General features: G+C 52.2%; 9 protein-coding genes. All 9 read right to left on the minus strand.

Features of this window, described 5'->3' with window-relative positions:
- Positions 1-12: 12 nt before the first annotated feature.
- A complete protein-coding gene (locus ACYVHB_RS20765) occupies positions 13-2,421 on the minus strand; it encodes an ABC transporter permease (RefSeq protein WP_461053707.1) in 2,409 nt (802 codons plus the stop codon).
- Between the two features lie 83 nt (positions 2,422-2,504).
- Positions 2,505-4,883 (minus strand): ABC transporter permease, encoded by a 2,379-nt coding sequence (locus ACYVHB_RS20770; RefSeq protein WP_461053708.1) that lies wholly within the window; start codon positions 4,881-4,883, stop codon positions 2,505-2,507.
- Positions 4,884-4,906: 23 nt separating this feature from the next.
- Positions 4,907-7,288, minus strand: coding sequence for an FtsX-like permease family protein (locus ACYVHB_RS20775; RefSeq protein WP_461053709.1), 2,382 nt, complete (start codon positions 7,286-7,288; stop codon positions 4,907-4,909).
- 109 nt (positions 7,289-7,397) lie between these two features.
- Positions 7,398-9,839, minus strand: coding sequence for an ABC transporter permease (locus ACYVHB_RS20780; protein ID WP_461053710.1), 2,442 nt, complete (start codon positions 9,837-9,839; stop codon positions 7,398-7,400).
- Positions 9,840-9,928: 89 nt separating this feature from the next.
- The gene (locus ACYVHB_RS20785) at positions 9,929-12,316 is read right to left on the minus strand and encodes an ABC transporter permease (protein ID WP_461053711.1); all 2,388 of its coding nucleotides are present in this window, start codon (positions 12,314-12,316) and stop codon (positions 9,929-9,931) included.
- 90 nt (positions 12,317-12,406) lie between these two features.
- Entirely contained in the window at positions 12,407-14,809 is a 2,403-nt protein-coding gene (locus ACYVHB_RS20790) for an ABC transporter permease (protein ID WP_461053712.1), read from the minus strand.
- Between the two features lie 104 nt (positions 14,810-14,913).
- Positions 14,914-17,364: an ABC transporter permease gene (locus ACYVHB_RS20795; RefSeq protein WP_461053713.1), complete on the minus strand. Its 2,451-nt coding sequence runs from the start codon at positions 17,362-17,364 to the stop codon at positions 14,914-14,916.
- Between the two features lie 9 nt (positions 17,365-17,373).
- The gene (locus ACYVHB_RS20800) at positions 17,374-18,012 is read right to left on the minus strand and encodes a GIN domain-containing protein (protein WP_461053714.1); all 639 of its coding nucleotides are present in this window, start codon (positions 18,010-18,012) and stop codon (positions 17,374-17,376) included.
- A 19-nt stretch (positions 18,013-18,031) separates the two neighbouring features.
- On the minus strand, positions 18,032-20,410 hold the full coding sequence (locus tag ACYVHB_RS20805) for an ABC transporter permease (protein WP_461053715.1): 2,379 nt from the start codon (positions 20,408-20,410) through the stop codon (positions 18,032-18,034).
- Positions 20,411-20,414: the final 4 nt, after the last annotated feature.

The raw sequence follows: 20,414 nt of genomic DNA on the forward strand, positions 1-20,414 counted from the left end.
TTCGTTTGTGGCTTACTCGCTGCGCAAACTTTTGACCGGATTCATCAAGGCCGCTTTTATGGTTTGCAAGCTGACGATCAAGGTAATCACCAGCGCAAACAGCAGACCCACGCTGATGAATGATATCAGGCTAATGTCGATGTGATAAGCGAAGTTTTGAAGCCAGGCTTGCATCAGCAGAAAAGCTACTGGGAAAGCGATTAAAACGGCAATCAATAAAACCAGTAGAAACTCATTCATAAATAACAGAACAATGCTTTGCGCATTGGCTCCCAGTACTTTTCGGATGCCCACTTCTCTGGTTCGCCGGGAAACGCTCAACGAAACCATGCCCAAAATGCCCGACAAAACAATAATCAGCGCTAAAACGGTAGCGGTCTGAGCCGCTTTCTTGAGTTGCAATTCGGATTGATACGTTTGTTGCAAGGCTTCGTCGATAAATGTAAATTCAAAAGGTGCATCGGGTAAAAGTTGATGAAACTTCGTCTCGATTGAGGCAATCGAACTGGTTAACTTATTGGGCCTGAGTCGGATTGAGAAATAAGAGAATAGATTGCCTGCTCCACTTACATGGCCGATGGCAACGGGCGCTATCTTCTCGCGCATCGAGCTAAAACTAAAGTCTTTGGTTACACCAATGATTGTTATGCGGGGTTTGTAGCCTTGAATCTGTAGCTGCTGCCCAATGGCTGCCGCTGGACTCTTGTAGCCTAATGCCTTGATGGCCGCTTCGTTCAGAACCAGTTTGTCTTCGTGATGAACGCCCGCCGAAGATTGGTAGAATTGACCGGCTACCACTGGAATTTGATAGGTTTGGGGGAAATGCTCGTCGGTTTGCAGGACGGATGCGGGTATGGCATTTGTGGAATCTTGTCCAAAACGATATAGATTCAGGGTGTAGCTGGTTCCTCCTTTTACCGTTGATGACGAGATACTTATATCGCTAATTTCCGTCATGCGGGCGAATTCATTGCGGATGGTCTCCATCTTTGCTACCCCCTGTGGCGTCCACTCACGGGGTAGCGATACCAGCACAACAGATTCTTTGTTGTAGCCTAAGTCTTTATCGAAAAAATAGGTCACCTGCTGCGAAATAATCACGGCTGCACAAAAAACGAATAGGGCAATTGAAAACTGAGCAGCCAGCAGAAACCGCCTGAACAACAAACCTTCTTTCACGGATTTCAACTTGCCCTTCAGCGAGTCGACGGAAGGCAGCGACGACAACACAAACGCGGGATAAAGGCCTGATACAATGCCAATAAGCAGCGTAAATAAAAGCGAAACGCCTATGAAGTAAGGCGAACTGATCCACAACGGATCAATCTTTTTTCCGGCAATTTCTATGAACAGCGGCCTGAATAGTTCGTAAAAAAGAAATGAGATAATAATTGCAAGTAGAGCCAGTATAATCGATTCGGTCAGGAATTGACCAATGATCTGACTTTTTCGGCTCCCCAATACCTTGCGAACGCCAATCTCTTTTATCCTTGACGATGAACCGCCAATCGAGCTGTTTATAAAATTCACCATTGCCATAATCATTACAAGTAGGGCAATGGTGGAAAGCGCGTAGATGGTTTTTTTAACAATTCCCTTGTTGAACTCCCGGTAATAGTCTTTTAACGGAGTCAGAAATACCTGAAGATTTCCGTTAACTTCTTTGGGAGCGTAGGTAGCTATCAGTTGCTCAATTGGTTTAGCTAAGTCTTCGGTAGTTACTCCCTCCTTCAACTCAATATAAGTAGGCAAGTTATACGTAGTCCAGCTATCTGCCTCCGTTCGTCCCTGTAAACTGTTGAGCGGGATGAAAACGTTTACGGGTGTGTCCCACAGATAAGTGACGGAGTTTTTGGAAAGACTTTTCAGAACGCCCGTCACGGTAAAGTTCTGCTTACCGCCGACGTAGTTGCTGAGACTCAGCACCTGACCGACTACATCCGTCTTTCCAAAGTACTTTATGGCATTCTCCTCGGTCAGCACAACAGAATTAGGGTCTTTAAGGGCAGTTCGAGCGTCGCCATATAGCATTGGAAACCCGTACATGGAAATCATTGTCGAATCGCCAGCTTCAGCAACTTCCCTCGCGAAGTATTTGTCGCCGTTAGAAACAGCCGTCGTAACTACATCAAAGCGATATTGATTAGCCACTAAGTTAGGGTACTGTGCTTTCAATAATTTCCCCAACGGGGCAAGCGTCGCGTCTTCAAACCCCATACCGGGCTGTTTCCACTTGCTACGGATAATGTACTGATTATCGGCGTTTCTTAACGTGGCATTTACCTGTAATTCGCTCCAGACGAAGCTGCCAATGAGTAAGGTAAACGTCATGCCCACGGCCAATCCGAATATGTTGACTATAGCGTAAAACTTACGTTTCAGTAGATTCCGAACCGCGATTTTAAAGTAGTTCTGTAACATAAATGTCCGTACCTGAATTTGAAATCAAGGTACGGACAAGCTTACTACACAGGCTGTTAATAATTGTTAAGCTGCGTTCGTGGCTATTCGCTCCGGAGGCTATCGGCTGGATTCGCAAGGGCTGCCCGGTAGGTTCGGATGCCAATTGTTAGGCTACCGATCATCAGCAAAATACCGAAGCATAGGCCAATTGTTTCAAGGCCAATGGAAACTCGGTAGGCAAAATTATGTAGTAATGCTCTTCCGGCTAAATAGCCCAGCGGGTAGGCAATAAGCCCGGCAATGAGCAGTAACTTCAGGAATCCCCACGATAGCAGCGTAACAATCTGCGTTACCGTAGCGCCCATCACTTTCCTGATGCCCACTTCCTTAACCCTCATCTGGGTGTTATACGTCACGATACCTAACAAGCCAAGACACGCAATCAACAGCGCCATCCCGATGAGTAGAATCAGCAAGTGGGTATCCTCGCTACGGTCGTACTTTCGGTGTAGAAAGTCGTCGTACCATTCGCCCATGAATGGCTCGTATGGCAGTAACCGCTTCCAGATACGCTCAGTTTTGGCCACCACCGTTTGTTCACCTCCCTGGGCTACCGCAACGCTGATGTAGCGGAACCGGTGCGGTTGATGGAGCAACAGCAGGGGTCCGATGGGTCGAGATAGGGTTGCAAATCGAAAGTTTTTCAGTACACCCGCAATCTGCACCTCCGTGCTGTCATTTAACCAGACTGAGCGTCCGACAGCCTCCGACGGATTGCCTAACTGAAATTTCCGCACGGCTTCTTCATTGATCAGTATAAACCGGGATACCTGACCGCGCGAAGCGGCTTGGCTCGTGGCTGGTAGGTTTCGACCAGCCACGAGCGTCAGCCCCATTGTGCGAACGAAATTGGAGTCAACGGCAAACGCGGTTGTTCGGGCGGAATCGCGGCCATTCCGTTCCCGGCTAACAAAACGCGAATCGCCAAATTCACTCAATAACTCCGACGTAGCCGATACGTGTTCTACGCCCGCTAATTGACTCAGTTCGTTCATCAATCGCTGAGGTGGTTGATTGCCGATAGGAATAGTCAAGAGACGTTCGCGCCGAAAGCCGTAGTCGGCCGTTGCCAAATACTGAAACTGCCGGGTCAGGGTCAACAGGACGATCAGGGCGATGAGTGAAATACTGAATTGGGCAACAATCAACGATTTTCGGAATGACAAGCCCCGCAATACGCGTAGGCCGGTATAGCTGCGGAATACCTGTGCAGGCTCGAAACCGGATAGTATTCGTGCCGGAGCCAGGCCCGCCAGTACACCCGTTACTAAGGTGAAGGCGATCAGTATCAGCCACAGACGTACATCCCACGATAGTCCACCCATAAACCACTGTTGCAAGGTGGGCATTGGCCGGATGAATTCAGCCATACCGTACGCTAAACCCAACGCCAGTAGCGACAGCACAACGGATTCGACCATGAACTGGCCCATTAACTGCCACCGTAAAGCGCCGACTACCTTGCGAACACCCACCTCGCGGGCGCGGCTGATGGATCGGGCGAGGGTTAGGTTGACGTAATTAAAGCCCGCCAGTAGCAATGTGATCAAGCCAACAAATAGCTCAGCCAGCAACTCGCCATAATGTTGTACGTTCATGGACGATCTTAACATCTCTCGGGCCGGGGAGATCTGACTAAGCGATTGGACTCGTAAGCTATAGCTTTTCTCATTTGGTAATTGAAGCCCTTGCGTAGCCCGCTTCACAATGGAAGGTAGCGAATTCTTGAGATTTTCAGCCGTAGCCGTAGACGTCAACAAGACGTACGTATAGCCATTGTCGTACTGTTGCCAGCCCCAGTAGGGATCTTGCTGAGAAGTTGGTAGGTAAGTTGCCAAGGATACGAGAACATCAAACTTGAGATGCGTATTGAGTGGTAAATCGGCCAATACCCCCGTAATAGTTACTGGACCATGATTGGCGTACTGGAGTACTTTACCGATTGGATTCGCTGTCCCAAAATAACGTTCGGCCGTTTTGTGGGTTACTACAGCCGTACGAGGTTCGGTAGCGGGTCGTCCTTTTTTCAACCGGAAGTCAAAAACGCTGAAGAAGCCAGAATCGACCGCAAACACCTGAACGTTAAGACGTTTATAATTACCTGTCATCTCTTCTGGAAGCCTGACGATACGGACGGTTTCTTCTACAAAATCATAGTTCCGCTTTAGTGCGTCTGCCAGAGACAAAGGCGAGGTGGCATACCCCATTCGGTCGTTGTCTAGGCTCGTTACGTCGGTAATAATGCGGTAGATACGGTCGCGGTTTGGGTGAAAATTGTCATAATCCAACGTGCCCTTTACGTGAGCGATAGCCAGAAAACAAACCACTAATCCTGATGCCAGTCCAAAAACATTGATGACCGAAAATAGCTTGTGTTTCCACAGATTCCGAAGCGCAATTTTGAGATAATTTCGTAGCATAACGCTGGATGTTTAGATCGTCTTCACTCGCTGCGCAAGCTTTTCACCGGATTCATCAGGGCGGCTTTCACACTCTGGAATGAGACCGTCAGCAGAGCAATACCAATCGCCACCAGACCCGCCCCCGCGAACACCCACCACTCGATGTCGATCTTGTAAGCAAAGTCCTGCAACCAGCGGTTCATGGCATACCAGGCAATGGGCGTAGCGATCAGGATGGCAATCAGGACCAGTTTGAGGAAGTCTTTGGAGAGTAGCGTTACGATGCTGGCAACGCTGGCTCCCAGCACTTTGCGGACGCCGATTTCTTTGGTGCGCTGTTCAGCGGTGAACGTGGCGAGGCCGAACAGACCTAAGCAGGAAATGAAAATGGCCAGGGCCGCGAAAAGCCCCAATACCTGTCCCGCCCGGCGATCAGCCTGGTAGGAGCGGTTAAAAAAATCGTCCATGAATTCATAGTCGAAGGGGACGTTTGGAAAAGACTGTTTCCACAACCGCTCGATCTGTTGAACGGTTGCCGGTACGTTACCCGCCCTGATTTTGATAGATAGTTGATTTTCCCAGCCTTGGGCGAGCGAAAATAACAGGGGGGAAATCGTCTTTTTTAAGTTTTGCTGGTGGTAATCGGCTACGACACCCACTACCGGACCTCGTTGCGGCACTTCGCGGTAATTGCCGCTCTGGTCATACTCGTAAGTGTAGTAGCCAACCATCTTGTTGGTTAAGTTTTTCCACCCGAAATACGCCATGGCCGCTTCATTAACGAGAAAGGCCCGGCGGTCGGCTGGCCGCTCCGTGGTTAAGGTGCGGCCTTGTACTAACTTGATGTTGAACGTTTTAAAAAAATTTTCGTCCGCCGTCATTCGGCTAATGCTCAAATTAGTAACGCCTTTGGGAGCGTAGTCACTAACGAGTTTTTCGCCCAGCAAGGCTCCGCTGCCGGGTACACTGTAACTCTGCGAGGCTACCGCCACGCCCGCCAGCCGCTGCACCTGCTCCTTGAAGCGTTGCTTTGCCTCAACCGACGCATCGTGCAGGTCGGTAACCAGCACCTGCTCCCGCTCATAACCTAAGCTTTTTTGCTGAATGTAGGTAAGCTGATTATAGACTACCAACGTGGCAATCAGCATACTGATGGAAACGACAAACTGCCCCACCACGAGTGTTTGCCGGAGTAACGGTGTTTTGCTGCCGTTGGTCAACGAGACAACGCCCTTTAAAATCAATGCCGGACGAACCGCCGACAGTACGAAAGCCGGATAGGTGCCAGCCGCTAAACACAGCAGCCCAACGCCCGTAAACAGCCCCAATAGTCGCACCGGAGTCAGGAGCGTATCTAATCTTAATTGCTTGTCGGTCAGGTTGTTGAAAGTTGGCAGTAGCAGCGGTATCAGCAGGGCCGCCAGGCCAAGCGCCAACAGCACAAACAAGGTCGTTTCGCCCAGAAACTGCCGCCGAAGCTGACCAAACGACGAGCCAAGTACTTTACGAACGCCCACTTCCTTAGCCCGCCTGATGGCCCGCGCCGTAGCCAGATTCACGTAGTTGAACGTAGCCAGCGCCAGGATCAGCAACCCTACCACCAGAAAAATGGTGACGTAGGCCAGCCGGTTGGGTGCAATCAGATCGGTTCGTAGGTACAGATCCGTCAGCGGGATCAGTTTCAGCTTCCAAACGCCCGCGTTTGGGTCGTTGAGCTGCCTGGTGTAGGCTGGGAACTGCGCTTCAAGGGCCTGAAGCGTTGTGCCGGGGGTTAGTAACAGGTACGTCCACGCACTGCCAGCCCAAAGGTTGCTTGTCACATCCTGACCGGTAAGTTCGTTGGCGTTGGCATAATTAGCCAGAAAGTCGATCTTCTGGTGTGAGTTGCCCGGCAGGTCGCGCATCACGCCCGTTACGTGCAGGGTGTGTTTGTTGTCGTAGCGCAGCGTCTGCCCCAGCGGGTTCTGGTTGGGAAAGTACTTCCCGGCCATCGACTCCGACAGCACAACGCCATACTGCTCCGAAAGGGCCGTGCGCGGATTTCCCCGAGTGAGTGGCCACGTAAAGACAGTAAACGCGCTGCTATCGGCAAAAAAGAAATTCTCTTCGTAAGCGGCCGTTTGCTGCGTAGTAATTAACGCGTTGGATTCCCTGAGCCGGACCGCATCCACCACCTGAGCAAATCGCTGTTTAAAATCCGTTGCGAATCGTCCGCCGGTTACGGCCGTGTTCTCAAACTGCTGCAACACCACAATCTGGTCTGCATTCTGATGAAAGCGGTCGTAACTCAATTCGTCAAGTACGTATAAGCTAATGAACAGGCCTGAGGTGAGGCCAATGGCCAGCCCGACGATGTTGATGACTGAAAACGTCTTGTTGCGGACCAGATTCCGCCAGGTGATCTTGAAGTAGTTCGTGAGCATAGTTGTACTATTTGGTCCGGTATTCCGTGGTCCGGCATTCCGGAAGCTCCAGCTTCGGGTGTATATGTAATTTTCACGTCCGAAGCTGGAGCTTCGGCGCTAAACGACATTATTCACTTCTCAGGCTCTTGACCGGGTCCATCAGGGCGGCTTTGATGCTTTGGAAACTCACCGTCAGCAGCGCGATGCCCACCGCCAGCGCACCCGCCAGCGCGAAGTACCACCACTCGATGTCGATCTTGTAGGCGAAGTCTTTGAGCCACTGACTCATCGCGTACCAGGCAAGGGGTGAAGCAACGACAATGGCAATTAGGACCAGCCGGAGGAAATCTTTCGATAATAATCCGACGATACTGAAGACACTCGCACCGAGCACTTTGCGAACGCCGATTTCCTTGGTGCGCTGCTCGGCCATGAACGCGGCTAAACCGAACAGGCCTAAGCAGGCAATCAGGATCGCCAGCACCGCAAACGTCAGGGCGATGGTGCCGATGCGCTGCTCAGCGCGGTACATGGCGTCGAAGCTGTCTTCCAGAAACGAGTAACTGAACGGCTGACCGGGCGCGACCTGCTTCCACTTCGCTTCAATCTGACTAATTAAGGCTGGTAGGTTTGTACCGCTTAGCGGAGTGCCGCCCAGCCGGAACGAAGCGGCCCCGGAGTTCGCATCCAGCACCAGGGCCAGCGCACCAATATTCTGACGAAGCGATTCATAATGGAAGTTTTTGACCACGCCGATGACGGTGTACGTCTTCGTGGTTTTTAACTGTGGATTAACGAATTGTAGAATACGCTTCCCAACGATGGCCTTACCGCCAAAGAGCTTAGCGGCCGTTTCGTTCAGGACAATGCCGGACGAGTCGGAGCCGAAATCCCGCGAAAAATCCCGGCCCTGAACAAGCTGCATACCCAGCGTTTTCACGTAATCGTGATCAACGCCCCACGCCTGCATACTGACGGCGTTTTTCTGGTCGATTTTCCCCTCCGGGAAGAATGAATTATTGCTTCGGTTGGAGGGCGTGGGCAGGTAACCAGAGATGGAGCCACTGACCACGCCGGGCAGCCGGAGCACTTCCTGTTTGAACGTCTCCGCCTGTTTGCCAATGGCGTACACCTCGTTGACCGTTAGGACCTGATCGCGTTTAAACCCCAGATTCTTGTTCTGGATGTAGGTGACCTGCCGGTACACAACGATGGTGCCGACGATGAGCACCATCGACATCATAAACTGAAACACGACCAGGCCGCTTCGTAGCCCAGCCCCTTTGAAACTGACGTTAACCTTACCTTTCAGTACAGTAATGGGTTTGAACGACGATAGGAAGAAGGCCGGATAAACACCCGCCAGTAAACCGACCACAATTGGAAGCAGAACGAGTAAGGGCAACCAGTAGGGAGATAACAGGCCTTGGATGCTTAATTGCTTGGCGGCCAAGTCATTGAAGAATGGTATCGACACGGCGACCAGTAGCAGGGCCAGCACCATGGCCAGCACCGTCATTAGCACGGATTCGGTCATAAACTGCCCAATGAGTTGCGGCCGTTCTGACCCCAGTACTTTGCGGACGCCCACTTCTTTGGCGCGATTGGCCGAGCGGGCGGTGGCTAAGTTCATGAAGTTGATACCCGCAATGAGCAGGATAAACAGGGCCACCGCCGAGAAAATGTAGACGTACTGGATGTCGCCGTTGGGCGCGAGTTGAATGGTTTCTTTTGAATGGAGATGGATGTCGGTGAGGGGCATGAGCGAAAAGCGAAAGCGGTTGCCCGCTTGCCGAAACTGCGCCAGCGTAATACCAATAAACTGCAATGCCTGTGGTCCAACGTATTTTTCAATGACGGCGTCGAAATTTTTCTCAAACTGCCGGTAATCTGTGCCTGCGCGTAGCACAATGTAGGTATGGTGGTTGTTGCTCAACCATTGTCCCCATCGGTAACCGTCGCTGAGCATGGCCGGAAAGAAGTCGCTGCGGAAGTGCGAATTGGCGGGCATATCGCGCATAACGCCCGTTACTTTATAGTTCTGATTGTTGTCGAAGGTCAGCGTCTGACCCATTGGGTCCTGGTTGCCAAAATGCCGTTTGGCTGCCGATTCGCTGATGACAACCGTATTAGGCGAGGTCAGTGCTCGTTTTGGATCGCCCGCGACAAGTGGCAGGGTAAACACGTCGAACAGCGTTGAGTCGGCAAACGTAATGTTCTCTTCGCGCAGGCTACTCGTTGATCCGGCCCGTTTGACGAGCCACGTACCGCGCTGGTGAAGCCGCACAAACTGTTCCACCTGCGGGTAGTCCTGTTTCAGCGTCGGCCCGACCGGATCGGCCGTCACGGCACTCTGCGAGTCGTTACCGCCAAACTTAACGTCGGTATGGATGCGGTAGATGCGGTCTGCTTTGACGTTGTAGCGGTCATAGCTCAGTTCGTCGAGGACGTAGAGCGTGATGAGCAGACAGCAGGCCAGCCCAACGGCCAGTCCTGAGATGTTGATAAATGACAGTCCGCGTTGTTTACGCAGGTTTCGCCAGGCGATTTTGAGATAGTTTCGTAGCATAACTGTAGTACCGAAGCTCCAGCTTCGGTTGTATCGTTGACTGTCCTACCCGAAGCTGGAGCTTCCGGGGCGCCGGACCGGGCGCTACATCACTCACTGCGCAGGCTTTTCACCGGGTTCGTCAGGGCGGCTTTTACGCTCTGAAAGCTGACCGTCAGCAACGCGATGCTCACGGCCAGCAGACCCGCTCCGGCAAACACCCACCATTCAATGTCGATCTTGTAGGCAAAGTCCTGCAACCAGCGGTTCATGGCATACCAGGCAATGGGCGTAGCGATCAGGATGGCAATCAGCACCAGTTTCAGAAAGTCTTTGCTGAGCAGGGTGACGATGCTGACCACGGATGCACCCAGCACTTTGCGAACGCCAATCTCTTTGGTGCGCTGCTCAGCCGTGAAGGCGGCAAGGCCGAATAAACCCAGACAGGCAATGAAGATGGCCAGGGCGGTAAGGCCGACCAATAGCTGGCCCTGCTTCTGCTGCGTGGTGTATTGTTGGGCAAAATTTTGATCCAAAAATTGATACGTAAACACGCCACCCGGTTCAAACTGATGATACGTTTTTTCGATCAGGGCCAGAGCCGCTTCGGTCTGCCCCGCCCGAATTTTGATGTACAGATTATCCTGCTCGTTGGGGTCGGCAGGGAGTTGCAGCAGGAGCGGTTCAATTTTGTGTTGCAGCGAGTTCAGGTGGAAATCGCCCACTACGCCAACCACCCGGCGTTCGATTGGGCCGTTCGGACTGAACGACTTCACCCGCTTGCCAATTGGGTTTTCCCAACCCATGGCCTTCGCCAGCGTCTCGTTGACAAGTACGGCGTTCTGGCGGTCGGCGGGCGTTTTGGCGGAAAGGTTGCGCCCCTGCATCAACTGAATCTCCAGTGTGTTCAGAAAATCGTCGTCAACCTGTAAGTTGTTGGCGATCCGGGTTGACTCGCTCATCCTGCCGTCAATCTCGAAGAAATGACCATCGCCACCCATGAAATTCCTGCCGATGGAATTACTGGCTACCGATACGCCCTCAATGAGTGAATTACTCAGCAACTGCGCTTTGATGGCCGGAATCTGAGTGCGCGTGCGGGTCTCGTTGAGGTGGACCGTCAGCACCTGATCTTTGTTAAACCCTAAATTCTTGGTCAGTACGAACCGCAGTTGCTGGTAGAGGATACCCGACGCGGCCATAAGCGCAATGGTGATCACGAACTGGAACGTGACGAGCGATTTCCGAAACGCCAGCACACCTGTCTGACTGCCCAACTGCCCCCGCAACGCCAGTACCGGACGCGCACCGGACAGAAACAGGGCTGGGTATGCACCACTGAGCAGCCCCGCCAGCCCCGCAAACACCGCCACCGCCAACAGACTGTATCCGACCCCAAACTGCCCCATAGACAGTTTTTTGTCAATCAACTCGTTGAACAGGGGCAAGGTCAGCTCAGCCAGCAATATGCCCAGCCCCGTTGCCACGATAATTACGGACAAGGTTTCGGTCAGGAATAGCCCCGCCAGTTGGCTCCGGGCAGAACCGACAGCTTTCCTGACGCCCACCTCCCGAATCCGCATCACCGAGCGGGCCATGGACAGATTCATGTAGTTGATACCCGCCAGCAGCAAAATCAACCCGCCGATGATGCCAAAGACCAGTACTGTCTGACTGTTACCGTTTGGGCTGACTTCAAAGTCGAGGTTAGAGTGCAGGTGAATGGACGCCAGCGGCTGTAGTTCCATCCGGTAGTTTCCGTTGCCTGTTTCGGGCTTGATAAACTGCTCAAAAAAGGCCGGGAATTTGGCCATTAGCTTTTGCGCATCTGTGCCGGGTTTCAGCAGCAGGTACGTGTATAGATCATAATTTTGCCATTCGGCGGTGTAACCCGTTGGCAACGAGCGTACCCCGCTGAACGCAAAGTGTGAATTGCGGGGTACGTTCTGGATCACCCCCGTAACCAGGTTCGGAAAGTTATTCTCGAAGAGTACCGTTTTCCCGACGGCCTTAGCTGCGTCGCCAAACAGACGCGTAGCCAAATCTTTTGTCAGCACGATAGCCTGCGGTTTGCTGAGGGCGGTAGCCGGGTCGCCGTACAAAAACGGATGGCTGAATACCTGAAACAGGTTGGCGTCGGCAAACATAATATCGTTGGCCTCTACCTTTATTGAGCCATGTTGCACCACGCCCCCGCCTTCGTGCAGGACCCGCACGGCCTGTTCAATTTCCGGGTACGTCTGCGTAAGGGCTGGCGCGTACGGGGCCGACGTAATGGCTAAGTTCATGTCGCGCCCTCCCCACGTCATGTGGTGCACGACCCGGTGGATGCGATCAGCCCGCTCGTGGTGGCGGTCGTAGCTGAGTTCATCGGCTACGTAGAGCGTGATGAGCACGCAGGTACCTAACCCCACGGCCAGACCAAACACGTTGATGCCGCTGTAGACGCGGTTTTTCCACAAGTTGCGGAAGGCGATTTTAAGGTAGTTGCGCAGCATAGTTGTAGTGCTTGGTCCGGCATTCCGGAAGCTCCAGCTTCGGTTAGTATTGTTGGCTGTCCTATCCGAAGCTGGAGCTTCGGTACTTCATTACTCGCTTCTTAAACTTTTTACCGGGTCCATCAAAGCCGCTTTCACGCTCTGAAAACTCACCGTCAACAGCGTGATCGCTAACGCGCCCAGGCCCGACAGGGCAAAAATCCACCAAGAGATGTCGGTTCGGTATTCGTATTTCTGAAGCCAGCCGGAGAGGGAATAATAGGCGATGGGTGTGGCAATGAAAAAGGCGATGACGACCAGCATCACGAAGTCCTTGGAAAGCAGCCCCCACAGATTCAGTACCGACGCGCCCAGCACCTTGCGAACACCAATTTCTTTCGTGCGCTGCTCAGCCACGAAGGAGGCTAACCCGAACAGACCTAAACAGGAAATAAAAATAGCGAGCATAGCGAAGATCGAAGCCAGGTTGCCGATACGCTCTTCATCGCCGAATTTTTTGGCGTATTCCTGGTCGATGAACCGGTAGTCGAACGGAATCGCCGGGTTGTATTTTTTGACGACGGTTTCAATACGCGCCAGTGCCTGGCTGGTGCTGACCGCCGGGTCGATCCTGACCATAACAAAGTTGCCGTTGTCAGGAGCTAAATGGTAAATGGATGGCCGGATTGGCTCATAAGGCGATTCGACAACCATATCCTTCACCACCCCGATGATGGTGAACGGTTGCCCGTCCCAGCGGACAACTTCACCAATGGGTGATCCGCCGGTGCCGTCGCGGTTTTTGAAGCCCATGAATTTGGCGGCCGTTTCGTTAATAATAAAACCGGCAGAGTCCGTACCAAACGCCCGCGAAAAATCCCGACCCGCCACCAGTTTCCAGCCAATCGTTTTGCCGAACTCGTAGGATACCCCCGCATTCGGAAAGTCGACCGACAGACCGGGGTCTTTGCCCCGCCATTCAAAACCGCCGTTGGTACTCCATACATCGGTAACCGGGGTGCCCGACTCCGCCAGTTCCGCAGCGATCCCGGCTCCTTTCAACTCTTGCCGTATCGCATCGATGTGCTTGTGCGTATTTTCCGTGCCCATCACCATCAGCAATCCGGCCCGGCTGTAGCCAACGGGTCGATTTTTCGCAAACTGGATCTGACGAAAGACGATAATGGTGCCGACGATCAGCGTGATAGAAACGGTAAATTGGGCAACCACCAGCACCCGGCGCGGAACCCCCGCAAAACGCCCGGCCCGAAAGACACCTTTCAATACGCTCACGGGTTTGAACGACGACAGATACAACGCCGGATAGCTGCCGGCAACCAACCCGGTGAGCAGACTAATACCCAGGCCCAGCAACCAGAAGAACGGGTTGGCCCACGGTAGGCGTATCTGCTTGTTGGCTACCTGGTTGAAAGCGGGCAGCGTGAGCAGGACAGCCGCCAGCGCCAGTCCGAACGCCAGCACCACAACCAACAGCGACTCGCCGAAAAACTGCGTAATCAACTGCCCCCGCAACGAGCCAACGGCCTTGCGGATACCCACTTCCTTTGCTCGTTTTTCGGAGCGGGCCGTACTCAGGTTCATAAAATTGATGCAGGCCAGCAGCAGCACAAACCCACCAATACTGCCGAACAGCCATACGAACTGAATAAGGCCACCGGTGCGAACGCCGTTCTTGAATTCCGAATACAAATGCCATTGCCGCATCGGGTTCAGGAATACCTGCGGCTGATAGCGTCGCTCTTCCGGCCGGATGTTTTTTAGCTTGACGTCTTTGATCCGGGCCGACACGTTGTCAATGGTAGCCTGTTTGGTCAATTGAACAAACAACTGATAAGAGTTAGAACGCCAGGGATTTTCCTGCTTCTGAATATAGGGTTGTTCCGAGAGATACAACGCCCACGGCGCAATGAAGGACAAGTCGCTGAAGGACGAGTTTCGGGGTATGTCTTCGTAAACGCCGGTCACTTTCACCGTCGTTTTATCATTGAGCCGGATGAGTTTGTTCATTGGATCTGTTTCACCAAACAAGTCGCGGGCCACTGACTCGGACAGCAGAATTGACGCCGGATCGGCTAAGCCCGCCCGGGTGCCTTTGCGCATATTCAGGCTCAGCATGTCGGGCGCCTGCGACTCGATATAAATGCCGCTCTTCGACAGGGTCTTGTCGCCAACGGTCAAAACACGGGACATTACCCACGATGCCATCAGAACGTGATCGAAGTTATTCCCATAATTCCGACGTAGTTCATCGCCCAGCGGAAACGGAATAGCTGTTTGCGTGCTAATCTCATTATTGTAAGTCTGATGCTGCATTACCTGGGCGATGCGGTCGTAGTTGGCGAACGATTTGTCGAAGCTGAGTTCATCCCAGACCCATAAGCCAATCAGCATTGCCACGGCCATGCCCACAGCCAGTCCGCTGATGTTGATGAATGAGTAGACTTTATTACGGATCAAATTCCGCCAGGCGATCTTGAGGTAGTTCGTGAGCATAGTTGTAGTGCTTGGTCCGGCATTCCGTGGTCCGGCATTCCGGAAGCTCCAGCTTCGGTTGTGTATTTGGTTTTTACATCCGAAGCTGGAGCTTCGGCGCTACATCACTCGCTCCGCAAGCTCTTGACCGGGTTCATTAGGGCGGCTTTGATGGCTTGGTAGCTGACCGTTAGGCCCGTAATCAACAGGGCTACCAATGTGGTGATAACAAAGACCGACACGCCAATCCGGGTTTGGTACGCAAAGTTCTGGAGCCACTTGTTCATGATAAACCACGCCAGGGGCGAGGCAATCACCACGGCGATCAGTACTAATTTCAGGAAGTCTTTCGACAACAGCAGCACGACATTACCCACCGTTGCGCCCAGCACTTTTCGGATGCCAATTTCCTTAACGCGCTGATCGACGTTGAACGAGGCCAGCCCAAACAAACCCAGACAGGAAATTAGAATGGCGATGAAGGTGAAGTAGCCGACAATGGTCGAGAGTCGGTTTTCGGCTATGTAATTCTTCTGGAATTCCTGGTCCAGAAAACTGTACTCAAATGGCTCATTCGGATTCAGTTTTTTCCAGGTGGCTTCCAGCGATTGTAGCATCGGCTGCACCTCGCCCGCTTTCACATGCGCCACTATGTAATTGTGATCGTTGCGTTGGTTCAACGTGAAGGCGTAGGGTGTAATGGGCAAGTGCAGATCCTCGAAGTGAAAATCCTTCACCACGCCAACAATAGTGAAGCCAACGCGTTCGCCATCCCGTTCGGTGTAGGCCATTTTGCCAACGGCAGCCTGCGCCGATTTATACCCCATTTCTTTTACGGCCTGCTCGTTCAACACAACCCGTAAATTAGTGTCGGCAGGAAAGTCGCGGGAGAATAACCTGCCCGCTACTGGTTTGATAGCCAGCGTCTTGAGGTAATCAGCATCGACCCGATTGGTGCGGGTTCGTTTCCCGTCTTTGGCCGTTTGTCCTTCACCAAACTGGTTGACATCTTCAGGGTTGAAAATACCTGGATAATAGGCCGATGCCCCTACCGATTCGATCTGCGCCAAGCTGGTGAGGGCGGTTTTCAGGGCCGAAGAGCTGGCTTTGGCCATTCCGCTCCGCAGGGGAATGATGATCTGCTGGTCTTTAGCGAAGCCGAGGTCGGCCGAACGCAGGAAGTTCATCTGCTGGTGGATCACCACCGACGCAATAATGAGTACCACCGACAGCATGAACTGAAACACCACCAGCCCCCGCCGAAGCGATACAGCCGCCAGCGAGTTGGTAAACTTTCCTTTCAACACCATAACGGGCCGAAACGAAGATAGGTAAAACGCCGGGTAGCTACCCGCCAGCAAACCCGTGAATACACTCAGGCCAAAAAAGCCGCCCAGAATGACTAAGTGCTGGTTGACCGAAAACTGCAACGTTTTGCCGGACACCTGCTCGAACAGGGGCGTCAGCAATAGCGTAAAACCAACGGCAAGCCCGAATGCGAAAAAGCTGAACAGCAGCGACTCCGCCAGAAACTGCCGGATGAGGGCACCTTTTTCGGCCCCCAACGCTTTCCGAATGCCCACCTCGCCGAACCGTTTGGACGACCGGGCCGTGCTGAGGTTCATGAAGTTAATACAGGCAATGAGCAACGTGAACAGGGCGATGGATGCCAGAATGTACAGGTACGTCAGGCTACCGTTGGGGGTTACGTTATGGGTCAGGTCGGTGCGCAGGTGAATGTCGGATACTGCCGTCAGAAACTGCCGCTTGTCGAAGGAGGCCGTCCGCAGGTCTTTTCGCATATATTTTTCGACAAAAGCGGGCAGTTTGGCTTCGAGTTTGCGGGCATCGGTGCCGGGTTTAAGCTTCAGGTACGTAAAAAACATGTTGTTACTTGCCATACCCGTCTGACCTTTCACGTACTGCGATAGCCCACCCCCCGCAAACGAAATGAAGAACCGCCCGTCGATGTGCGAGGGTACACTGCCGGGCCGAAACACGCCGGTTACGGTGTAGTTACCGTTGCCGTTGGTGTTGCTTTCCACGTGAACGACCTTGTTGAGGGCTGGCTGATTGCCGAACAGTTTGCGGGCGATCTCCTCCGACAGCACAAGGGCATTCGGATTTTTTAGCGCCTGTTCCCCGTCCCCTTCGATGAAGTCGTAGCTGAAAAACGAAAAGAACGTAGGGTCGGCGAGGTAGCCTTTCGTCTCGTAGAAAACCCGGCTTTTGTTGGCCCCGGCATCGTAGCGCAGCAGCGTTTTATCGTCAACGAATAACCCCACTAAGCGCGTTACGCTGCTGATTTCGGGATATTCCAGTTGGAGCGCATCGGCAACAGGGTAGGGCGTATCGGCCGTTTTTGTTTCGCCATCGGGCCGAATAAACACCGTTCCGATTTGATACAATTGCGAGCGGTCTTTGTGCTGCGTGTCGTAGCTCAGTTCGTCGTAGATGTAGAGGCAAATGAGCATACAGCACGACAGCCCGGCCGCCAGCCCAACAATGTTAATAAACGAGAAGACCTTGTTTTTGGCAAGGTTCCGCCAAGTGATTTTGAGATAGTTTCGGAGCATGACACCGATTTATTTAGTGGGTTTCGCGACGTTAATAATTTGAGCGCGACCGGATCTGACTTCGTTCACGGTTTGTGCATTAACGCGAAGGGTCGCGTTGGCGAGTGTGATAACGTTAGCCGTTTGCGTAATCAACTCGTCGGCACGAATACCTCCATTAGCGGCACTGGCCACATTGAAAGTTGTGACTTTGCCAAGCAGTGTTACGTTGCCATTGGCTTCGTTAGCCAGGTCGAACCACTCCCCGCTCAGGCCCTTCACCAGCACGTCGCTATTCGATCCGTGTCTGAGTCTTATGAGTTGGGGCGTTCGGACGGTGACGCTGATGGCCGATTTGCTGACCCAGGACGGTTTACCCTGCGGATCGGCGAATGATAGTTTCAGGATACCATCCTCTTGGTCGATCCGCAGAAATTGGCGCAGGTTGTCGTCAAGGCTGATACCCACCGACGATTCACTGCCGCCGACCTCGACGGTTATTTTGGCCGGAAACTGTCGCGTTTGAATTTCAGTGAACGGCTCGACTCGTTTAATTTCTTGGACTACCTGCCCACTGCCGAGTATTTCTTGCGAAGCATCGTATTTACTATGCTGAGCCTGGAGGATGATTGACAACAGTAAAGCGAAGATGAGTAAGGGCGTTTTCATAAAAACAGAGTTTAAAAGATTATTCGCTTCTCAAACTTTTGACTGGGTTCATTAGGGCGGCTTTCACGCTCTGGAAGCTCACCGTCAGCAAGGCGATGCCCACCGCCAGCAAGCCCGCCAGCCCGAACACCCACCACTCGATGGTGATCTTGTAAGCAAAGTCCTGCAACCACCGATTCATGGCATACCACGCAATGGGTGACGCGATGACAATAGCGATCAGCACCAGTTTCAGAAAGTCTTTGGAAAGCAATGTGACAATGCTGGTGACCGACGCACCGAGCACCTTGCGAACGCCGATTTCTTTGGTCCGTTGCTCGGCGGTAAATATGGCCAGCCCGAACAAACCGAGACAGGAAATGAGGATTGCCAAAAGGGCGAAATAACTTGAAAGTTGGCGGACTACTTGTTCGCTACGGTACAGTCGGGCGTATTCCTGATCGGTGAACGAATAGGTAAATGGAAATTTTGGATTCAATTTTTTGCACACCTGTTCAATTTTGACCAGTGCATCCGGCGTTCTGCCCGCATCAAGTCGAACCAACACGACGCCTTCAGGGCCGCTGTGTTTTAAATAAGTAATAAGTGGTCTGATGGGCGTGTGCAACGACTGAAAATGAAAATCTTCAACCATACCTATTATCGTTCCTCTGGTGTTGCCCCAGGTTACCGGTTGCCCAATCGGATTTTTGAATCCCATTGTTTTAGCCGCCGTTTCATTGATTAAAAAACCAGTTGAGTCGGTAGCAAAGTCTTTAGAATAGTCCCGCCCTTCCAGTAGGCGAAGACTCATCGTTTTGACAAAATTATACCCCACACCAACGGGTGTAAACCGAATTTTAGCCTTCGGGTCACTTCCAGCCCAGCTTAGACCCTCCGTACCATCACCGATACCGGCAGGATTTCCAGTCATTTGTGATACCTGTTTGATGCCCGAAACCTGAGAAAGTTCTTCATTCAGAATGTCAAATTTCTTGGCTAAATCACCCTCCAATGGAAAGTATACTAAGTTCTCCCGATCAAAGCCCAGATTTTTAGTTTGGACGTACTCAACCTGCCGATCAATAACGATCATACCCACAATTAGCAGAATGGAGAGCGCGAACTGAAACACCACCAGCCCCTGACGAAACCAGATGGAACCTCTATCAAATCGTAATCGTCCGGTCAGTACCCGAATTGGCTTCAACGACGACAGGAAAAGAGCCGGGTAGCTGCCCGCTATCAAGCCCGTTGCCAACATCAACCCAATCAGCATTGTCCAAAAGGAAGGATCGCCAACGGGCAGTACTATTTGCTTCTCGGTGAGATTATTAAAAGCCGGTAACATTAGTGCAATGAACAGAACCGCCAGGATAACCGACAAAACGGTCAATAAAAGAGCTTCGCCCATAAACTGTCCGACTAACCCCGAACGGATGGCCCCAACTACTTTGCGAACGCCTACCTCTTTCGCCCGTTTTACCGACCGGGCCGTGGCCAGATTCATGAAATTGATGCAGGCAATTAGCAGGATGAACACCGCCACGATGATGAACAACCGCACATATTCAATACGACCGCCATCAATCCGAGCATCTTTGAAATTGCTGTTAAGGTAGTACTCGTGGAAGGGCTGCATGGCCAATTCGGTCTTTTCCAGACCTTTGCGATGCTTGTCGAGCAGGTGCTGAATTTTGGCTTCTACTTTCGCCGGGTCGGCCGGTACGCCGTTGCGGTCCGCACGAATCATAAAAAAGGTGAGCGGGTCGGTACTATCCCACCCTTTCGCCCATTGATTGCCGTCAGCCACGTAAGCGTCCCAATTTCGCAGGCAGTCAAACTGTATGGTACTGTTTTTAGGCAGATTTTCAAAAACACCTCTGACCACCAAATCCTGACGATTATCGAACCGGATGAGTTTACCAATGGCTGTTTCGGGACTACCAAAGAAGGTCTCGGCCATGTTGCGCGAGATAGCTAAACTGTTCGGGTCTTTCAGAGCCGCTTCGGGAGTTCCCTGTAGCAGTTTGAAACTGAACATCCTGAAAAAATCAGCTCCAGCTACGTTTGTCTGCTGTTTGTTCGTTTTATCACCGACAGTAAAGGTCTGTTGGCTGGGCCAGGAGAAAGGTGTAGCGAGTTGAATTTCAGGAACCGACTTCTTCAGTTCGTCGGCTAAGGGGCCGGGCGTCCATATTACGCCCTGTTCTTTCCCGCTAAAATACTCCCGCATATAGATCCGGTAGAGTTGTTCTTTATTGGCATGGAACGCATCCACACTACGCTCGTCCTGCACCCACAGCATAATCAATAGACTACTGGCTATGCCAAGAGCTAAGCCGACTATGTTGATGGCCGAAAAGGTCTTGTTCTTGACGAGATTTCGCCAGGCGATCTTGACATAATTTCGTAGCATAGTT

The organism is Spirosoma arcticum (assembly GCF_054779955.1).